The sequence below is a fragment of the Shimia haliotis genome, assembly GCF_900114415.1.
Lineage (GTDB): Bacteria > Pseudomonadota > Alphaproteobacteria > Rhodobacterales > Rhodobacteraceae > Shimia > Shimia haliotis.
This window is the reverse complement of the sequence record NZ_FOSZ01000003.1, coordinates 396,604-415,502: the sequence shown is the minus strand read 5'-3', so window position 1 is coordinate 415,502 and position 18,899 is coordinate 396,604. Positions and strand designations below refer to the sequence as shown.

General features: G+C 59.8%; 22 protein-coding genes. 16 read left to right on the top strand and 6 right to left on the bottom strand.

The window, feature by feature from the left end; all coding sequences use genetic code 11:
- Positions 1-105 precede the first annotated feature (105 nt).
- Both BM069_RS10245 and BM069_RS10240 read left to right on the top strand, forming a co-directional pair.
- Positions 106-444, top strand: a complete 339-nt coding sequence (locus BM069_RS10245; RefSeq protein ID WP_093323430.1) for a carboxymuconolactone decarboxylase family protein — start codon at positions 106-108, stop codon at positions 442-444.
- Positions 445-503: 59 nt separating this feature from the next.
- The gene (locus BM069_RS10240; RefSeq protein ID WP_139216177.1) at positions 504-902 is read left to right on the top strand and encodes an EF-hand domain-containing protein; all 399 of its coding nucleotides are present in this window, start codon (positions 504-506) and stop codon (positions 900-902) included.
- Between the two features lie 55 nt (positions 903-957).
- Here BM069_RS10240 and BM069_RS10235 read toward each other — a convergent pair whose 3' ends face one another.
- Positions 958-3,465 carry a GcvT family protein gene (locus tag BM069_RS10235; RefSeq protein WP_093323427.1) on the bottom strand — a complete coding sequence of 836 codons (2,508 nt, stop codon included), beginning with the start codon at positions 3,463-3,465 and terminating at the stop codon, positions 958-960.
- Between the two features lie 179 nt (positions 3,466-3,644).
- Between BM069_RS10235 and panC the strand changes: the two genes are divergently transcribed.
- Complete coding sequence (panC, locus tag BM069_RS10230; RefSeq protein ID WP_093323426.1) at positions 3,645-4,487, top strand: pantoate--beta-alanine ligase; 843 nt, start codon at positions 3,645-3,647, stop codon at positions 4,485-4,487.
- Positions 4,484-5,293: a 3-methyl-2-oxobutanoate hydroxymethyltransferase gene (gene panB, locus BM069_RS10225; protein ID WP_093323424.1), complete on the top strand. Its 810-nt coding sequence runs from the start codon at positions 4,484-4,486 to the stop codon at positions 5,291-5,293. The genes panC and panB overlap by 4 nt, the downstream gene beginning before the upstream one ends.
- Positions 5,294-5,403: 110 nt before the next feature.
- Here panB and BM069_RS10220 read toward each other — a convergent pair whose 3' ends face one another.
- From BM069_RS10220 to BM069_RS10205, 4 genes are all read right to left on the bottom strand, one after another.
- A complete protein-coding gene (locus BM069_RS10220; RefSeq protein ID WP_093323423.1) occupies positions 5,404-6,801 on the bottom strand; it encodes an FAD-binding oxidoreductase in 1,398 nt (465 codons plus the stop codon).
- A gap of 79 nt (positions 6,802-6,880) precedes the next feature.
- A complete protein-coding gene (gene ggt / locus BM069_RS10215) occupies positions 6,881-8,653 on the bottom strand; it encodes a gamma-glutamyltransferase (protein WP_093323421.1) in 1,773 nt (590 codons plus the stop codon).
- 41 nt (positions 8,654-8,694) lie between these two features.
- On the bottom strand, positions 8,695-9,261 hold the full coding sequence (gene thpR / locus BM069_RS10210; protein WP_093323420.1) for an RNA 2',3'-cyclic phosphodiesterase: 567 nt from the start codon (positions 9,259-9,261) through the stop codon (positions 8,695-8,697).
- Positions 9,262-9,264: 3 nt separating this feature from the next.
- Complete coding sequence (locus tag BM069_RS10205) at positions 9,265-10,251, bottom strand: 2-hydroxyacid dehydrogenase (protein ID WP_093323418.1); 987 nt, start codon at positions 10,249-10,251, stop codon at positions 9,265-9,267.
- Positions 10,252-10,348: 97 nt separating this feature from the next.
- Between BM069_RS10205 and BM069_RS10200 the strand changes: the two genes are divergently transcribed.
- Entirely contained in the window at positions 10,349-10,873 is a 525-nt protein-coding gene (locus BM069_RS10200; protein ID WP_244503588.1) for an SH3 domain-containing protein, read from the top strand.
- Positions 10,874-10,893: 20 nt separating this feature from the next.
- On the opposite strand, the gene rpe is transcribed toward BM069_RS10200, so the two are convergent.
- Positions 10,894-11,577, bottom strand: a complete 684-nt coding sequence (gene rpe / locus BM069_RS10195) for a ribulose-phosphate 3-epimerase (protein ID WP_093323417.1) — start codon at positions 11,575-11,577, stop codon at positions 10,894-10,896.
- A gap of 334 nt (positions 11,578-11,911) precedes the next feature.
- Between rpe and BM069_RS10190 the strand changes: the two genes are divergently transcribed.
- From BM069_RS10190 to BM069_RS10145, 11 genes are all read left to right on the top strand, one after another.
- Positions 11,912-12,649, top strand: a complete 738-nt coding sequence (locus tag BM069_RS10190) for an urease accessory protein UreD (protein WP_244503587.1) — start codon at positions 11,912-11,914, stop codon at positions 12,647-12,649.
- Between the two features lie 4 nt (positions 12,650-12,653).
- Entirely contained in the window at positions 12,654-12,956 is a 303-nt protein-coding gene (locus tag BM069_RS10185) for an urease subunit gamma (protein WP_093323414.1), read from the top strand.
- A 14-nt stretch (positions 12,957-12,970) separates the two neighbouring features.
- Complete coding sequence (locus BM069_RS19825) at positions 12,971-13,138, top strand: hypothetical protein (RefSeq protein ID WP_170846726.1); 168 nt, start codon at positions 12,971-12,973, stop codon at positions 13,136-13,138.
- A complete protein-coding gene (locus BM069_RS10180) occupies positions 13,135-13,440 on the top strand; it encodes an urease subunit beta (RefSeq protein WP_093323413.1) in 306 nt (101 codons plus the stop codon). The genes BM069_RS19825 and BM069_RS10180 overlap by 4 nt, the downstream gene beginning before the upstream one ends.
- Positions 13,441-13,518: 78 nt before the next feature.
- Positions 13,519-15,231, top strand: a complete 1,713-nt coding sequence (ureC, locus tag BM069_RS10175) for an urease subunit alpha (protein ID WP_093323411.1) — start codon at positions 13,519-13,521, stop codon at positions 15,229-15,231.
- A 116-nt stretch (positions 15,232-15,347) separates the two neighbouring features.
- Positions 15,348-15,575, top strand: a complete 228-nt coding sequence (locus BM069_RS10170; RefSeq protein ID WP_093323410.1) for a DUF1127 domain-containing protein — start codon at positions 15,348-15,350, stop codon at positions 15,573-15,575.
- A 25-nt stretch (positions 15,576-15,600) separates the two neighbouring features.
- Positions 15,601-16,092: an urease accessory protein UreE gene (gene ureE / locus BM069_RS10165; protein WP_093323408.1), complete on the top strand. Its 492-nt coding sequence runs from the start codon at positions 15,601-15,603 to the stop codon at positions 16,090-16,092.
- Positions 16,082-16,723 (top strand): urease accessory protein UreF, encoded by a 642-nt coding sequence (locus BM069_RS10160; RefSeq protein WP_093323407.1) that lies wholly within the window; start codon positions 16,082-16,084, stop codon positions 16,721-16,723. Before ureE ends, BM069_RS10160 begins: the two co-directional genes overlap by 11 nt.
- On the top strand, positions 16,720-17,130 hold the full coding sequence (locus BM069_RS10155) for a DUF3995 domain-containing protein (protein WP_093323405.1): 411 nt from the start codon (positions 16,720-16,722) through the stop codon (positions 17,128-17,130). Before BM069_RS10160 ends, BM069_RS10155 begins: the two co-directional genes overlap by 4 nt.
- 1 nt (position 17,131) lies before the next feature.
- Complete coding sequence (gene ureG / locus BM069_RS10150; RefSeq protein ID WP_093323404.1) at positions 17,132-17,761, top strand: urease accessory protein UreG; 630 nt, start codon at positions 17,132-17,134, stop codon at positions 17,759-17,761.
- A 113-nt stretch (positions 17,762-17,874) separates the two neighbouring features.
- Positions 17,875-18,891 (top strand): C4-dicarboxylate TRAP transporter substrate-binding protein, encoded by a 1,017-nt coding sequence (locus BM069_RS10145; RefSeq protein WP_093323403.1) that lies wholly within the window; start codon positions 17,875-17,877, stop codon positions 18,889-18,891.
- Positions 18,892-18,899 lie beyond the last annotated feature (8 nt).

Here is an 18,899-nt window from a genome sequence, read left to right as displayed (position 1 = left end):
TCGCGTCGGCGACGTTTTTTGGGCCAATCACCTTGATCTGATCTGCATCAAATACATATTCCACTCAACGAATATAACTGACGCAAATCTTCCAAGGAGCCTCTGATGAGCTGGACCGACAAAATCAATGACACCCGCGGCCAACTGCGCGGATTGAACAAAGCCATCCCCGACACCGCCCGCGCATTTGGCGGGTTGGGCAAAGCCGTCAAGGAAGGCGGCGTTCTGGACATCAAAACCAAGGAATTCATCGCGCTCGGCATGGCTGTCGTCAGCCGCTGCGAACCCTGCATTTCCCTGCATTGCGCCGCACTGGTTCAGGCTGGCGCCACCAAGGAAGAAGTCTCCGATGTTCTGGCCATGGCGATCCAGATGGGCGGTGGCCCCGCCATGATGTATGCGGCCAAAGCGCTCGAATGCTTCGAAGAGCTTTCCGCGGGCTGACAAGGCTGCGATCGGCGCATATGGTCATTTCCAGTTTAGACAATAACACTGGATTTCACATGCGCCGCTCCTCCCTCCTAAGCCTTCTGTTCGTCGGCACCCTCTCCATTCCCGCACAGGCTGAAGACCTGTCCCAATGGAACATAGGCAATGGTGACACCGTGACATGGGGCGATATGGAGGCCCTGCGCTCCCGCGTGTTCGAAACATTTGACGCGGATGGCGACGGCGCTCTCAATGCCGACGAATACACTGCCTACGACAAAGCCCGCGCAGAAGCGGCCAAGGATTCGCAAAACTCTTTTCTGCTGCGAGCGGTCTCGGGCTTGAGCCGAGCCAACATGGATAGCAATCTCGACGGTTTGGTCACGCGATCCGAAATGGACACAGCCCTGCGCGAGTGGTTCGCCACCAAAGACAAAGACGGCGACGGCGTTCTCAAGAAGGGCACCTTCTGAACAAACGAAAAAAGCGGCCCGCAAGAGGCCGCTTCTTTTTTGGTATGAGACTGGATCAACCGTCCTTGCGGATGGTCGCGTTGGTCGGATCATACGGGCTGTCACAGGTGACAGTCGCATCCCACAGCTTGTCCTGAAGTTTCACCTTCAGCTTGGTGCCTTCAACCGCCAGTTCCGGCGTGACATACCCCATGCCGATGGACTTCTCGAAAGCCACCGAATAGCCACCTGACGTCAGACGCCCAACGCGGGTGCCGTCCTCGGTATAAAGCACCTCACGGCCCCACGGATCGGCATCTTCCGGCCCGTCAATCAACAGCGTACAGCATTTCACACGAACGCCCTTGGCTTCCATCTCGGCCTTGCCGTGGAACTCTTTGGACAGATCGATGAAGCGCGGCAAATCGGCCTCCGCAGGTGTCGCATCGCGTCCCAGCTCGGTGCCAAACGCACGGTAGCTCTTCTCCTGACGTAGCCAGTTCTGCGCCCGCGCGCCCACCAGCTTCATGTCAAACTCGGCACCCGCCTTGGTCAGCAGATCCCAAAGATAGTTCTGCATCTCGATCGGGTGGTGCAGTTCCCAGCCAAGCTCACCGGTATAGGCCACACGGATCGCGTTGACGGGGCACATGCCCAACTCGATCTGACGCGCCGACAGCCACGGGAAGCGCTTGTTGGTCAGCGCGGTCGCAGGATCTGCATCGACAATCACCTTGTTCAGAACATCACGCGACTTCGGCCCAGCGATGGCAAATACACCCCACTGCGTCGTCACATCCTGAATTTCGATGTAGCCGAATTCCTCCATCTTGTCCTCGGCGGCCTTGCGCAAATAGTCCGCGTCATATTCCGTCCAAGCCCCTGCAGACACGAGATAATAGTTGTTCTCGCCATTGCGGACGATGGTGTATTCCGTGCGCGTCGTGCCGTGGCTGGTCAGCGCATAGGTCAGGTTGATGCGACCCACCTTCGGCAGCTTGTTACATGTGAACCAGTCAAGAAACGCCGTCGCACCGGGTCCTTTGACCACATGCTTGGTGAAGGCCGTCGCATCGATCAGACCCACGCCCTCACGGATCGCCTTGGCTTCATCCACCGCATACTGCCACCACTTGCCACGGCGGAACGACCGGCTGTCGTGGTCAAAATTATCCGGCGCGTCCAGCGGGCCGTAGTAGTTCGGACGTTCCCAACCATTCACCCAGCCAAACTGGGCGCCCGCCGCCTTCTGGCGATCATATGCTGGGGCCGTACGCAACGGACGGCACGCCTCACGCTCCTCATCGGGGTGGTGCAGGATGTAAACGTGCTCATAGCACTCTTCGTTCTTGCGCGCGGCGAACTCGGTGGTCATCCAGTTCTGGCTGTAGCGCTTGGGATCAAGCGACGCCATGTCGATCTCGGCCTCGCCATCGACCATCATCTGCGCAAGGTAGTAGCCCGTGCCGCCTGCTGCGGTGATGCCAAAGGAGAACCCTTCCGCCAGCCACATATTCCGCAGACCCGGCGCAGGGCCAACCAGCGGGTTGCCGTCCGGCGTGTAGCAGATCGGGCCGTTGAAATCGTCCTTGAGGCCGCTTTCGGCACAGGACGGGACACGCTCCGCCATCGCCATATACTGATCCGCAATCCGGTCCAGATCGAGCGGGAACAGGTCGGCACGGAAGCTGTCCGGCACCCCATGTTCAAACCGCGCTGGCGCGCCTTTCTCATAGATGCCCAAGATCCAGCCGCCACGCTCTTCTCGGGCATAGGATTCATTGTCCGCATCACGCACAACCGGATGCTCCGGATTGCCCGCCTCGCGCCATTTCACCAACTCGGGGTCCTGATCCATGACGATAAAGGTGTGCTCCACCGGAATCGCCGGCATCTTGATGCCCAGCATCTTCGCAGTGCGCTGCGCGTGGTTGCCCGAAGCGGTCACAACATGCTCGGCGGTCACAACAACTTGCTCCTCGCTCGGGATCAGGTTGCCGCCCTTTTCGACCATCTTGGTCAACGTCACTTCCCACGCGTCGCCGTTCCAGTGGAAAGCATCCGCCTGCCATTTTCGCTCGATCATCACGCCGCGTTGACGGGCGCCTTTGGCCATCGCCTGCGTCACGTCAGCGGGGTTAATATACCCATCCTCGGTGTGATAGATCGCGCCCTTCAGGTCACCGGTCTCAATCAGAGGCCAGCGTTCTTTGATCTGCTCCGGGCTCAGCCACTCATAAGCCACGCCACAGGTCTCAGCGGTCGAGGCATAGAGCATATACTCGTCCATACGGTCCTGCGTCTGCGCCATGCGCAGGTTGCCAACAACGGCAAAACCGGCGTTCAGGCCGGTTTCTTCTTCCAGCTCTTTATAAAAGTCGACCGAGTATTGGTGGATGTGGGTGGTCGCATAGGACATGTTAAAAAGCGGCAACAAGCCCGCCGCATGCCATGTTGAGCCCGACGTCAGCTCGTCGCGCTCAATCAACATCACATCATCCCAGCCGGCTTTGGCAAGGTGATAGGCAATCGATGTGCCAACGGCACCGCCGCCAACAACAAGGGCTTTTACATTGGTTTTCATCGCTCTGGCGACTCCCTGAAATCCGGTCTTTGTCCGGACTCTATCAATTTCGCAAAAACGCGCAGGGTCCAGCCGACCTTTGATTGATCAATTGCGACGCGACGTTGCCGCAAAAACCCTTGCTGCACCGCAGCGCCCCCGTTACACACCTCTGCACTTCCTAAGGAGACAGGCGAAAAATGCAGGTTTGCCGCTCTGTTAAAGACTGTCGCGCCGCCATCGCTGCGCTGCGCGCCAAAGGCCAGACCATCGGCATGGTCCCCACCATGGGGTTCCTGCACGAGGGCCACATGAGCCTTGTTGAAACTGCATTTCAAAACGCAGACGCCGTTGTCGTGTCGATCTTTGTGAACCCCAGCCAGTTTGGCGAGGCCGCAGATCTTGACGCCTACCCGCGTGACGAGGCCCGCGATCTCGAAATGCTCAAAGCTGCAGGCGTCGCTGTGGTGTTTATGCCGGACGTAGACACCATGTATCCGGCCGGCGATGAAACCATCGTTGAAACCACCCGTATGGCCAACATGCTGCACGGCCTTGTGCGCCCTGGCCATTTCCGCGGTGTGACTACGGTAGTCGCGCGGCTCTTTAACATCGCGCAGCCCGATGTGGCTGTGTTTGGTGAAAAAGACTATCAGCAGCTTCAGGTCATCAAACGCATGGTCGCAGACCTGCACATGCCCCTGACTATCATCGGCGCACCCACCGTGCGCGAGGCCGACGGGCTGGCCATGTCATCACGCAACGTGCGCCTGACGCCTGAGGACCGCGCCGCCGCGCTGATCCTGTCGCAATCCCTCGCCGCCGCCGAGAAGGCCGCCTCCGGTGCCACCGTGGCCGACCTGCACAAGGTCATCGCCGGCACCATCAGCTCCGAGCCGCGCGCGACCCTTACAGGGCTGGACATCGTTCAGGCCGAGACACTGAACCCCATCGACGGGCCGCTTACCGGCCCCACCGCCATCATGATCTCCGTTGCCTTCGGCGACATTCTCCTGATTGACCAAAGGGTTGTCACACCATGAGCACACAGACCCCCATCCGCCGCACCACGGTGCCACAGATCGCCAACCGCAAAGGCGGAGAACCGATTGTCTCTCTGACGTCTTATCACGCGCACACTGCCGCGATCGTGGACAAATACGCCGACTTCATCCTCGTCGGTGACAGCCTCGGCATGGTCATGCACGGCATGGAAAGCACCGTTGGCGTGCCGCTTGATCTGATGATCATGCACGGCAAAGCTGTTGTACGCGGAACGAAAAAAGCGCTCGTGGTCGTCGACATGCCGTTCGGCACCTACGAGGAAAGCCCCGCCGTGGCCTTCCGCAACGCAGCCAAGATTATGAAAGAAACCGGCTGCGGTGCTGTGAAGCTCGAAGGCGGCAAACGCATGGCCGAAACCATCCGTTTTCTGACCGAACGCGGCATTCCTGTCATGGCCCACATCGGCCTGACGCCGCAATCCAGCCACGTCATGGGAGGCTTCAAAACCCAGGGCCGTGATGAGGACACATGGGCCATCCACGAAGAAGACGCACAAGCCGTGTCAGAGGCCGGCGCCTTTGCCATCGTGCTAGAAGGCATGGTTGAACCGCTCGCGGCCAAAATCACCAAACAGGTTCCGATCCCCACAATCGGCATCGGCGCGTCTGCGGATTGCGACGGCCAGATCCTCGTTCTCGAAGACATGCTGGGCCTGAACGAATGGACGCCGAAATTTGTCAAAGTTTACGGCGACCTCGGTCCCGCGATTGAACGCGCGGTGGACCAATACGCCAAAGACGTCAAAGACCGCTCCTTCCCGGGCGAAGACGAAGTCTACCGTTAAAGACTCCCGCTGCTCCCCAAGGAGCTGGGCCTAAAAACCAAAGCCCCGAACAACCGTTCGGGGCCTTTTTTTTGGCGCCACCTGATTACGTGACGCGAGCTGCGGATTGCCTACAAAATCTTGCCCGGATTCATAATCCCATCCGGATCAATCGCCGCCTTGATCGCGGCCATGACATCCACCGCCGCCCCCAACTCTTTGCGCAGATACGGCCGCTTGCCCTGCCCGATGCCATGTTCCCCCGTACAGGTACCGCCCATCGAAATCGCCAGATCATTGAGCCAACTCACATAACCCTGCGCACGGGCCAACTCGTCGGCATCGTCCATGTTCACCAGCGGCAGCATATGAAAATTCCCGTCGCCGACATGGCCCACAACCGTCGAGATCAGCCCCAGCTCATCCGCTCGCTCCTTGGCTGCCGTCACACATTCCGCCAGCCGCGAAATCGGCACGCAGACATCTGTCGACACGCCCTGCGCGCCCGGCCGCAACGCCAGAGAGGCCCAATACATGTCATGCCGCGCCTGCCACAGCTTTGTGCGGTCCTCTGCTTTCTGCGTCCATTCAAACCCGCTGCCGCCAAATTCCTCGGCGATCTGGCCAAACATCTCGGATTGTGCAGCCACGCCCGCTTCGGACCCGTGGAACTCCAGCAACAGCAAATGCTGCTCGGGCAAATCCAGCTTGGAATAGGCATTCGCCGCTTTCACTGCGAGGCTGTCCAGCAATTCTATCCGCGCGACCGGAATGCCATACTGGATCGTTGCCATCACCGCCTGACAGGCCGCGTCAATGGTCTCAAACGAACAGCGCGCCGAAGACATCGCCTCGGGGATGCCCTGCAATTTCAACGTGATCTCTGTGATGATCCCAAGCGTGCCTTCCGAGCCGATCATCAACCGCGTCAGGTCATAGCCCGCGCTCGATTTCTTGGCCCGCGTGCCGGTGCGGATCACCTCGCCCGATGGCATCACCACCTCAAGCGCCAGAATATTGTCTTTCATCGTGCCATAGCGCACCGCATTGGTGCCGCTCGCACGCGTCGAGGCCATGCCCCCAAGCGACGCATTCGCGCCGGGATCAATTGGAAAAAACAGGCCCTGATCGCGCAGATGCGTATTCAGCTGCTCCCGCGTCACACCGGGCTGGATCACACAATCCAAATCTTCTGCGTGCACCGCTTTGATCGCATTCATCTCAGTCAGATCGACACAGACCCCACCCGCCGGCGCATTCACATGCCCCTCCAACGACGTGCCCGTGCCATAGGCAATCACCGGCACCTTGTGGGTCGCGCAGACCTTCACAATCGCCGATACCTCATCCGTGGATTTGGCAAAAATCACCGCATCCGGCGCTTGGGTCTCGATCCATGTGGTTGTGTGCCCATGCTGCTCGCGCATCGACTGCCCGGTATGAAATGCCTCACCAAACTGCTGCTTTAAAACGCCCAGCGCCGCCGCAATACCTTCTTCGTTGCGTGGCAATGTTTCAGCAGTTCCCATATCGGCCTCTCCCCTCTCGATGCGATGCCGAAAGGGGTAAGGCCGTCCCTAGGCGGGGTCAAGCAGACCGGCGGCGATCTTAGCGTCCGTAAGCCAAACCTTCACGACGCTTGTCCGCCCCGCCCAATAGGCCATCGCCGATCGAAATCGCATGTATTCCGCTGTTCAGATCACGCACATTCACCTCAAACCCGCGGGCCTCAAGTCCCGCTTTCAAGCGTTTGTCCTCAAGATCAAACTTGCCGAACCGGTTGACATAGTTGGGCAAATCTATGGCTTGCTGCACATTCATTCCCCAATCCAGATGCGCGATGATTGTCTTGGCGACATAGCCTATGATCCGGCTGCCACCGGGGCTGCCAACCACCAGAGCCGGCTTGCCATCCTTCAACACAATCGTCGGCGCCATAGAAGACCGCGGCCTTTTGCCGGGCTCTACCCTGTTCGCAATCGGGGCACCCTGCGCGTGGGTTCGGAACGAAAAGTCCGTCAGCTCGTTGTTGAGAAGAAATCCGCGCGCCATCACGCGGCTGCCAAACCCGTTTTCAATCGTGGTGGTCATCGAAAGCGCATTGCCATAGCTGTCCACAATCGAGATGTGCGAGGTCGACGGCTGCGCAAAGGTCGCCCCATTGCCATACATCAACGCATGATCATACTCGGGCGATCCAGCAGCCACATCCTCAAGCGCCTTGCCGCTCTTGAGCATTTCCGCACGTTTGCGGATGTATTCCGGCGCCAAAAGCCCCTTCACCGGCACCGGCACGTAATCGCTGTCGGCCATGTATCGACCACGGTCGGCAAAAGCCAAACGCGAGGCATCCCCTATAATCCGCCACGCATCCACGCTGCCCGGACCCATCTTTGCCAGATCAAAATGACCGGCCATTCCAAGGATCTGCCCAACCGTCAGCCCACCGGACGACGGCGGCCCCATGCCGCAAACATCATGCGCACGGTATTCAACACACACGGCGGGGCGTTCTTTCACCTGATAAAGCGCCATGTCGACACCGCTCAGCAAACCCGGCTTGGCCGCACCGCGAACCGCCGCAACAATATCTGCCGCCACTTCTCCGGTATAAAACGGCTCAGCGCCTTGCCGCGCCAGAATGCGCAGGCTGTTTGCGTATTCTAGGTTGAAGAGAATGTCTCCTTCCGCCAGCGCCTTACCATCTGGCAGGAAATAGGCGGCCGTCGCCGGATGCGACGCCAGCCGCTCTTGATCCTTCGCAACCGAGGCCGCCATGCGCCGCGAAACAGGGAACCCTTTCTCTGCATGCTGAATGCCATACAGGAACAAATCCGGCCAATTGCTGCGGCCCCACTTGCGATGCGCGACCTCCATCAACATCGGCGTCCCCGGCACGCCGACACTACGCCCGCCAACCACGGCCTCAAAGAACTTCAGGCGCTCGCCGTTCTCATCTTGAAACAACGTCGGAGTCGCCGCCATTGGTGCGGTCTCGCGCCCATCCAGTGTCGTGACTTCTCCGCTTGCCGCATCATACCAGACCAGAAACGCTCCCCCGCCAAGGCCGGAGCTTTGGGGCTCGACAAGTCCAAGCACCGCTTGTGCGGCCACCATCGCGTCCGCTGCAGTGCCACCATTTTCAAGAACCTTGGTTCCGGCCCTGACGGCCAACGGATGGGCAGCGGAGATCATCCACTTCTTCGCCGCGACGGGCTCACCTTTGAGCTTTTTCTCGGCGGCCTTACGCAAAATCGGCGGAACTCGCACGCCAAGTTCCGTGGCCACTTCCGGTGCCACCGCGTCTGCTGCTTCTTGCGCAATCGCGCCAGTAGCTCCCAATGCGAAGGCCAACGCCCAGGCTGTAATCCGTGAAATCATGACAATGCTCCTGATCAATACCGGATCAGCTTAGAGCAGGATCACTCCTGGTCAAAATCATCATTGCCAAACACCTGCAAAGGGTAGTCACACAGCACCTCATGAACCGCACCCGCCCCAGTGAGCGTCGATTGAAACAATGAAAAGCGCGTGACTTCCACCGGTCCGATTTCCGCCGTTGCGCCGCGTGCAATGGCCGCCTGAAGCCGTTCGGGTGATTGGCCGCCATCCTTGAAGCGGCGCAGGGTCACATGCGGACGCCACCGACGCGATACCGACGTAATACCGACGCGATGCAGACTGCGTTTTATGGCCTTTTGCAGCTTCTGCAAAACCGGATCGGGATTGGCCAAAACCGCCAACGCACGGCTGCGCGCCCCGCCAAAAAGATCAACACCGCGGAAGGTGAGATCAAATGCCGGATGCCGCAAATCCGCAAGATCCTCATGCAGCGCGCGCAAGAGATCCTCCGGCTGTTCATCCAGAAAAGCGAGGGTTAAATGCAAATTCGTGACCGGCAACGCCCGCCCCACGGCCAAACGATCCTGCAAGTCCAGAAAACCATCCGCCTCCGGCCCACTCAAATCAATGGCAACGAAGGCGCGCAAGGCTCAGAGCATGGCCGGAACCACAAGGTCCGGCGGTCGATGCCCATCGTCGAAGGTCTTGATATTGATGAGAACTTTCTCACCCATCTCGATTCTGCCTTCGATGGTTGCTGATCCCATATGCGGCAACAGAACCACATTCGCCAGGCCCCGTAAATCCGGATGGATTTCCGCGCCGTGCTCATAGACATCCAATCCCGCGCCGGCGATTTCGCCTGACTTGAGCATCCGCACCATCGCGTTTTCGTCGATGACTTCCCCGCGCGAGGTGTTGATGATCACCGCACCCGGTTTCATCAGCTTCAAACGCCGCGCATTGAGCAGATGAAAGGTCGACGGCGTGTGCGGACAGTTCACAGAAATCACATCCATCCGCGCCAGCATCTGATCAAGGCTTTCCCAATAGGTCGCCTCAAATTGTTCTTCAATTTCAGGGCGTAAGCGCTTGCGATTGTGATAGTGGATCTGCATGCCACAGGCCTGCGCCCGCCGCGCCACCGCTGTGCCGATGCGCCCCATGCCAAGGATGCCAAGACGTTTTCCGCTCACGCGGCCGCCCAGCAACGCGGTCGGCGCCCAGCCGTCCCACTCGCCGCTCTGCATGCGGACAAGACCTTCGCCGATCCGGCGCGTCACCCCAAGAATAAGAGACAGCGCCATATCGGCCGTGTCATCCGCCGAAACCCCGGGTGTATTAGACACCAAAACACCGCGCTGGCGGGCAGAAGCTACGTCAATGTGATCCACACCGGCACCGTAATTCGCGATCAACTTCAAGCGCTCACCGGCCTGTGCGATCAAATTCGCGTCAATCTTGTCGCTCAGCGTTGGCACCAGAACATCCGCTTCGCGCATGGCCTCCGCCAACTGTTCACGGCTCATCGGACTGTCGTCATCACGCAGTTGCACGTCAAAGAGTTCACTTAGCCGTGTTTCGACTGCTTCGGGCAAGCGTCGCGTCACGACAACACTCAGACGTTGCTTGGGCATAGATTGGCCTCCTGGTCTTTCCAAATCAGCGCGTTGATGTCACAGTGCCCCACACATTGACGGGGCACAAGAACCCCCGCGAGTTCCAGAGCAGAAAATGTCAGGCAAGATGGTCTTCTCAGGTCGAAAATCGCTTGTTTTAGCGGGCGCTGTGCTGATTTTGGCACTGGTTTCTGCTGTTGCGGCAGAGGAAAAGAAGGGGCCTGTCACCAACCTGCCCCTGCCTCGATATGTGTCGCTCAAGGCCTCCAAGGCCAATGTCCGCCGCGGCCCGTCACGCACCCATCGCATTGATTGGGTCTTCACCCGTCGCAACATGCCTCTCCAAGTCACGGCAGAATATGAGCATTGGCGGCGTGTTCGCGACATCGAAGGCGCAGGCGGCTGGGTGCATTATTCCCTGCTTTCAGGGGTACGCACAGTGATCATTGAAACCGATATGCTGCCCCTCACTGCGCGCCCCGGCGACAACACCCCTGTGACCGCCCAACTGGAATTGGGCGTGATTGCCAAGCTGGAAGAATGCACGATCGACTGGTGCAAACTGAACGCCGCCGGCTACAAGGGATGGTCACACAAACGCCACCTCTGGGGTGTATTGCCCGACGAAATCCGCGACTGACGCTACCAACAGAGTTTTTTTCAGCCCGAGATGCTCTGACGAATGGCCTGCATATTGGAGCCATAAACGTCCGGCTTATCCACCGACCCACCTTTGAACACGGCTGACCCAGCGACCAGAACGTCTGCGCCCGCTGCTGCCACCAAAGGCGCAGTTTCAGGCGTCACACCACCGTCGATCTGAATGTGGATCTCGCGATCTCCGATCAGCTCCCGCACCCGGCGTGTTTTCTCGACACCGGAATGAATGAACTTTTGACCACCAAAACCTGGGTTTACCGTCATCACCAGCACCATGTCCGCCAGATCGATCACATGTTCGATCGCCTCAACAGGCGTGCCAGGGTTAAGGGCCACTCCAGCTTTCACTCCCTGCGCCTTGATCGCCTGAAGCGTGCGGTGAATGTGCGGACCTGCTTCGACGTGTGCAGTGATCATGTCCGCACCCGCCTCGGCATAGGCCTCGATATAGGGGTCAACCGGCGCGATCATCAGATGCACGTCCATAAACGTCTTCACATGCGGGCGAAACGCTTTCACGGCAGGCGGGCCAAAAGTCAGGTTCGGCACAAAATGCCCATCCATCACGTCCACATGCACCCAATCTGCGCCTTGATCTTCGATCGCGCGAATTTCCTGGCCAAAGTTGGCAAAATCAGCCGACAGGATCGACGGGGCGATTTTGATGGAACGGTCAAATGACATGGGTGTTTCCCCTATGGAGGCTGCGCGACATCGCGATTCGAAGTTTGCGCGAAAATGCGACGGGACCGGTCAAAGTGCAACGGGCTTTGCGTGATCCGTCAATCGCCCAAGTTTTGATCACTCACCAAAACATCGCTCAAAAATGCACCACCGACAGTCGGGGAACCGTCACTTTAGCGCCGGTTTGCCTGTTCATTGAGCATTCACCCCGACAGGTTTTTCCAAAGTTCAGATGGAGGGACCCATCCCCGCACGCGCACACATATCATCACAACCGCAACCACGTGCCATCGGCCGTGCCTTGCTGCGGGCAAAAAGGCGTGGCGCTCACACTGTGCTGGACGATTTTCGCCTGTCCGGCTCCTCGCGCATCCTGTTTCCGCGCACCGGAGGAGACACGCTGGAAGCGGTGCTTCTGAACACGTCCGGCGGCCTGACCGGTGGCGATGATTTTGACACCGACATTGTCGCAGACAGCCACAGCCAGCTGACACTCACCACTCAGGCCGCAGAACGCGCCTACCGCAGCATCGACACCCGCCCCGCGCGGATTCACACCTCGATCAAGGTCCACGATTGTGCCCAAGTGAACTGGTTGCCTCAGGAAACCATCATCTTTGATGGCGCGCACGTCGATCGCTCCCTGACCGTTGATCTGGACCCAAGCGCACGTTTTTTGCTGGTCGAACCGATGATTTTCGGGCGCACCGCTATGGGCGAAACCGTCCATGATGCTGCGATCACGGACCGCATCACCATCCGCCGCAATGCCCGCGTGCTGTTTGCCGATCGCATCGCCTTCACGGGTGACGTCCAAGCGCATCTGGACCGCCCCGCCATCGCCAACGGAAATCGCGCCATGGCCGCTTTGCTTTATTCGGCGCCTGACGCGGAGTGCCACCTAGCGCCTTTGCGCGACCTGCTGCCTGACACCTGCGGGGTCAGCCTGATCCGCGAGGGGCTGATTTTTGCCCGCCTGCTGGCAGAAGACGGCCACGCGCTACGCCAATCCCTTCTCCCTGCTCTGCGCCACCTGCGCGGTACGGACCTTCCCCGAACATGGATACTCTAAAGACATGCAACTGACGCCAAGAGAAAAAGACAAACTGCTGATTGCCATGGCCGCGGAGATCGCCCGCAAACGCCTTTCGCGCGGGGTCAAACTCAACCACCCCGAAGCCATCGCCCTGATCACCGACGCCGTGGTCGAAGGCGCGCGCGACGGCAAATCCGTGGCTGACCTGATGCAACAGGGCGGCCATGTCATCACCCGCGACCAATGCATGGAAGGCATCCCCGAGATGATCCACGAAGTGCAGGTCGAGGCCACTTTCCCGGACGGCACCAAACTGGTCACAGTCCACAACCCTATCCGCTGATCAAGGAGAAACACATGCAACGTTTTGCAGTCACCGCTTTCGCCCTTACCGCCGCTGCCCCCGCGCTGGCCCATGACGGCATGCACATTCACCCGCATGGCGACAATCCCATCTGGCTTGGCCTGATGCTGGGCGGATTGGCCCTTGGCGGTATCGCACTGTGGGTCGGATCCGGCAAATGATCCCCGGCGAACTGCTTCCTGCTGATGGCGATTTGACCCTGAACGACGGCGCCGAGGTCACCACACTGATGGTGGCCAACACCGGCGACCGTCCGATTCAGGTCGGCAGCCACTACCACTTTGCCGAAGCCAATCCTGCGCTGGAGTTTGACCGGACCGCAGCCCACGGCCTGCGTCTGGACATTGCCGCCGGCACCGCAGTGCGGTTTGAACCCGGTCAGCGCCGTGAGGTGAACCTGATCCCGATTTCCGGTGCGCGCCGCGTCTTTGGCTTCAACCAGAAAGTCATGGGAGATTTGTGACGGCACCAATCAAGCCGTCCGCCCCCACCCTAGCGCCCTTTGCCGCAAAAACCGCCTTCTCTAATGGACACCTGAACAATGCCCGCCAAAATCTCCCGCTCCGACTATGCTGCAATGTTCGGCCCCACCGTGGGCGACAAGTTGCGCCTTGCTGACACCGACCTCGTAATCGAGGTTGAACGCGACCTCACGGGCCCTTACGGCGAAGAGGTCAAATTCGGCGGGGGCAAGGTGATCCGCGACGGCATGGGTCAGGCCCAAACCACCCGTGCCGAAGGTGCGGTCGACACCGTCATCACCAACGCGCTGATCGTGGACCACACCGGCATCTATAAGGCCGATATCGGCCTCAAAGACGGGCGCATCGCCAAGATCGGCAAGGCCGGCAACCCCGACACGCAGCCAAATATCGACATCATCGTCGGCCCAGGAACCGAAGCCATCGCCGGCGAAGGCAAGATCCTCACCGCTGGCGGCTTTGACAGCCACATCCACTACATTTGCCCACAACAGATCGAGGACGCGCTGCACTCCGGCCTGACCACCATGCTCGGCGGCGGCACCGGCCCTGCGCATGGCACGCTCGCCACCACCTGCACGCCGGGCCCGTGGCACATCGGGCGCATGCTGCAATCGGCAGACGCCTTCCCGATGAACCTCGCCTTTGCGGGCAAAGGCAACGCCAGCCTACCCGCCGCGCTTGAAGAACAGATCAGAGGCGGCGCCTGCGCCATGAAACTGCACGAAGACTGGGGCACGACGCCGGCTGCCATCGACTGCTGCCTCTCCGTCGCCGACGCCATGGACGTGCAGGTGATGATCCACACCGACACGCTGAACGAGAGCGGTTTTGTCGAGAACACAGTGGCCGCCATGAAAGGCCGCACCATCCACGCCTTCCACACCGAAGGCGCAGGCGGCGGCCACGCCCCCGACATCATCAAAATCTGCGGCGAGGAGCACGTCCTACCCTCCTCCACCAACCCGACACGGCCTTTCACCGTGAACACCGTCGATGAGCACCTCGACATGCTGATGGTCTGTCACCACCTCGACAAATCCATCCCCGAGGACGTGGCCTTCGCCGAAAGCCGCATCCGTCGCGAAACCATTGCCGCCGAAGACATCCTGCACGACATGGGTGCGTTTTCGATCATCGCATCGGACAGTCAGGCCATGGGCCGCGTCGGCGAAGTGCTGATCCGCACATGGCAGACCGCCGACAAGATGAAGAAACAGCGCGGCCGACTGGCCGAGGAGACCGGCGAGAACGACAATTTCCGCGTCCGACGCTACATCGCGAAATACACCATCAACCCCGCCATAGGTCACGGCATCAGCCATCAGATTGGCTCGATCGAGGAAGGCAAACGCGCCGATCTTGTGCTCTGGTCGCCCGCGTTCTTCGGCGTAAAACCGGAAATGGTGCTGATCGGCGGCTCGATTGTCTGTGCGCAGATGGGCGATCCCAACGCCTCCATTCCAACGCCTCAGCCGGTGTACTCGCGCCCGATGTTCGGTGCTTTTGGCCGCGCGGTGGAAAATGCTGCCGTGGTGTTTGTCTCCGAAGCCGCACAGGCCGACGGGATTGGCAAAACACTGGGCCTCGCCAAACAAACCGTCGCGGTTCAAAACACCCGCCACATTGGCAAATCCCACCTTAAACTCAACACCGCGACGCCCGAGATCGAAGTGCACCCCGAAACCTATGAAGTGCGCGCGGACGGTGAATTGCTAACCTGCCAACCGGCTGACGTGCTGCCCATGGCCCAGCGCTACTTCCTTTTCTGAGCCGCCCTGCGCCAACCGCAACACAGCTATGACGAAAGCAACCCTACACATGACAAGTCAACTGACGCATATCGAGACCCGAGGGAGGACCAGAGTTTATTTAAACGAGGTTCGAAATGGCACTTATCGACACAACACACTCCACCGCCCCGATTTCGCTGGGCAAAATCCTGACGGCACCCTTCCGGGCGATTGGCCGCTTCTTTGTGGCAATCATGGAAAACAACAGCCGCGTTCAGCGCGTCGACGCACTGAACGCGATGACCGACGAACAGCTTGCGGAACGCGGCCTGCGTCGCGAAGACATCGTGCGCCACGTGTTCGGCGACTACATGCACATCTGACCCTGCGGGCATCCGGGGGTGCAGCATGACTGCATTGCCCACCGCCCGCAGCTATCACAGCCACGCGCACGCCCCGTCCAAGGGGCGTGTGGCCTTGACCTACGAAGACCGTTTCCTACGCCGCAAAACCCTGCAGCTTGAGGACGGCACCCGCATCCTGGTTGATCTGCCCAAAACCACCTCGCTCGATCACGGCGGGGTTTTGGTGTTGCAGGATGGCGGCGAAATCACCGTGACCGCCGCGCCGGAACCTTTGATGGCGATCACCGCTGACGACCTCACCCGCATCGCTTGGCACATCGGCAACCGCCACACGCCCTGTCAGATCGAGGAAGGCCGACTGCTGATCCAGCCCGACCATGTGATCCGCGAAATGCTGGGGCTTCTGGGGGCCACCGTCACCGATATAACCGAGCCTTTCGCGCCCGAAGGCGGCGCCTATGGTCACGGACGCACCCACGGTCACGACCACAGCCACCCGCACGCGCATGATCACACCCACGATCATGACCACTGATCCGGTCCTGACCCTGACGCAATGGCTCTCGCCCACCTTTCCGGTGGGCGCGTTCACCTACAGTCACGGGTTGGAACATCTGGTTGCCACAGGAGTTGTGACCAATGCGGAGACATTCTCCGACTGGCTCACGGATACCCTGACTTTCGGCGCAGGCCGCAACGATGTGATCCTTTTGGCAGCGGCCTACAACACAGATGCAACCGACCTGCAAGAGATCGACGACATGGCCCGTGCGCTTGCGCCCAGCGCCGAACGACTGCTGGAAGCCGATCAACAAGGCGCGGCTTTCGCCCGCACTGCCGCTGCTATTCACAACCTCGACCTTAGCGCGCTGACCTACCCCGTCGCCGTGGGCCACGCCGCGCACCTGCAACACCTGCCGCTTGCCGATACAGCACGGCTCTTTATGCACGCTTTCGCCGCCAACCTGACCTCCGCCGCCACCCGCCTTGTACCGCTGGGCCAGACCGAGGCACAGGCGGTCCTGCTGCAAACCGCGCCGCTCTGCCAAGAGATCGCGGATAAGGCCATCACCGAGACACTTGACGACATTGCCTCCACCACATTCGCCACCGACATTGCGTCCATGAACCATGAAACGCAGTATTCGAGGCTTTTTCGCTCATGACCGTTCTCGCCACGCTCCTGTCGATCTCCCTGATCATCCCCGCCGCTTTGCACCTGCTTTGGGCCATCGGTTACTGGACCCCGATCAAGGACGAAGCCTCTCTGGCCCGCGCCACAGTCGGCGCCAAAGGCATCACCCGCATGCCCCCAGCCGTTCCATGTGCGTTGGTGGCTATGGCGCTGCTGTTCGCCGCCATCCTACCGCATGTCCCCGCCTTCGCTCTGCACAGCCTGCTGATGAGCTGTGCCGCCGCAGTCTTCCTGCTGCGCGGGGCTGTGGCCTACACCCCGCTCTGGCGCAACACCTTTTGCGAAGAACCCTTCGCCACGCTCGACAAACGCAGCTACAGCCCGCTGATCCTCGCAATCGGCGCCGCCTTTCTTTTCCTACGACTTCAAGGAGCCTGACATGACCTCTCCAAACGGCCCTCTCCGCATCGGTATCGGCGGCCCCGTGGGCGCTGGCAAAACCACGCTGACCGCCACCCTCTGCCGTGCCTTGCGCGACACGCTCTCCGTCGCCGTTGTCACCAATGACATCTACACCCGCGAAGATGCCGAAGAACTCATGCGCCAGCAGGTGCTGCCGCTGGAGCGCATCAAGGGCGTCGAAACCGGCGGCTGCCCGCACACGGCAATCCGCGAAGACGCGTCGATCAACCTTGCGGCCATCGACGAGTTGAACCGCGAAATCCCCGATCTGGACGTGATCCTGATTGAGTCCGGCGGAGACAACTTGTCCGCCACATTCTCTCCCGAACTGGCGGACATGACGCTCTATGTCATCGACACTGCCGCAGGCGAAGAAATTCCCCGTAAGGGCGGACCGGCAATCACCCGTTCCGACATCCTGATCATCAACAAGACTGACCTCGCCCCGCACGTTGGCGCCAGCCTTGAGGTCATGGAGCGTGACGCCGCCAAAATGCGCGGCCAAAGGCCGTTCGTTTTTGCCAGTCTGCGCCACGGCAAAGGTCTGGACGCGATCTTGCCTCTGATTGGTGAAATCGGGGGCATTCCCAGCCTGATTGCTCAATAAGTCGTCGGTTTAAGAACCCCGTGCATACCAACAAATACGGACTATTCAGCGCCCTAACGCTAGGTTAGTCTTTCGCAGGAAATGGCACCAAAGCCATTCAATGGGAGGATATCATGAAGAAATTTTTGGGCCGCACCGCAGCGGCTGCACTCACTTTGGCATTTGCATCCGAAGCCATGGCGACCGAATGGAACGTCTCCGTCTGGGGCAAGCGCCGCGCGTTCACCGAGCACGTTGAAAAACTGGCAGAACTGGTCAGCGAAAAAACCGGCGGCGATTTCACGCTGAACATCTCTTACGGCGGCCTGTCTAAAAACCGCGAAAACCTCGACGGCATCTCGATCGGCGCGTTTGAAATGGCCCAGTTCTGCGCCGGCTATCACCGTGACAAAAACCGCGTTGTGACCGTTCTAGAACTGCCGTTCCTCGGCGTTGCCAACCTCGCCGAAGAAGTTGCCGTATCCAAAGCTGTTTACGCCCATCCGGCAGCCGCCGAGGAAATGGAACAGTGGAACGCGATGCTTCTGATGACCTCACCCATGCCGCAGTACAACCTTGTCGGCACCGGCGATCCGCGTGACACACTGGCAGACTTTGACGGCATGCGCGTCCGCGCTACCGGCGGTCTTGGCAAAGCGTTCGAGGCCGTTGGCGGCGTTCCGACATCCGTGACCGCAACCGAAGCCTATCAGGCAATGGAAAGCGGCGTTGTCGACACCGTGGCATTCGCCCAGCACGCGCACCTTGCGTTCGGCACTATCAATCAGGCCGACTGGTGGACTGCGAACCTCAACCCCGGCACAGTAAACTGCCCGGTTGTGGTGAACATCGACGCCTATGACATGCTGTCGGACGAACACCGCGCGGCACTCGACAGCTCGGTTGATGAAGCGCTGGATCACTACGTCGCCAACTACGGCACCCTGCTTGAGAAGTGGGACAGCGTTCTGGAAGAAAAAGGCGTTGCGAAAGTCATGATCGACGACGCAGTGCTCGCGGAATTCCGCGCCAAAGCAGCGGACCCGATCCGCGACGCGTGGATCGCAGACATGGAAGGCCAGGGCCTGCCTGGTCAGGAACTTTATGATCTTGTGGTGAAAACCCTCGCAGATCATCGCGCCGCCAACTAAGCGCACCA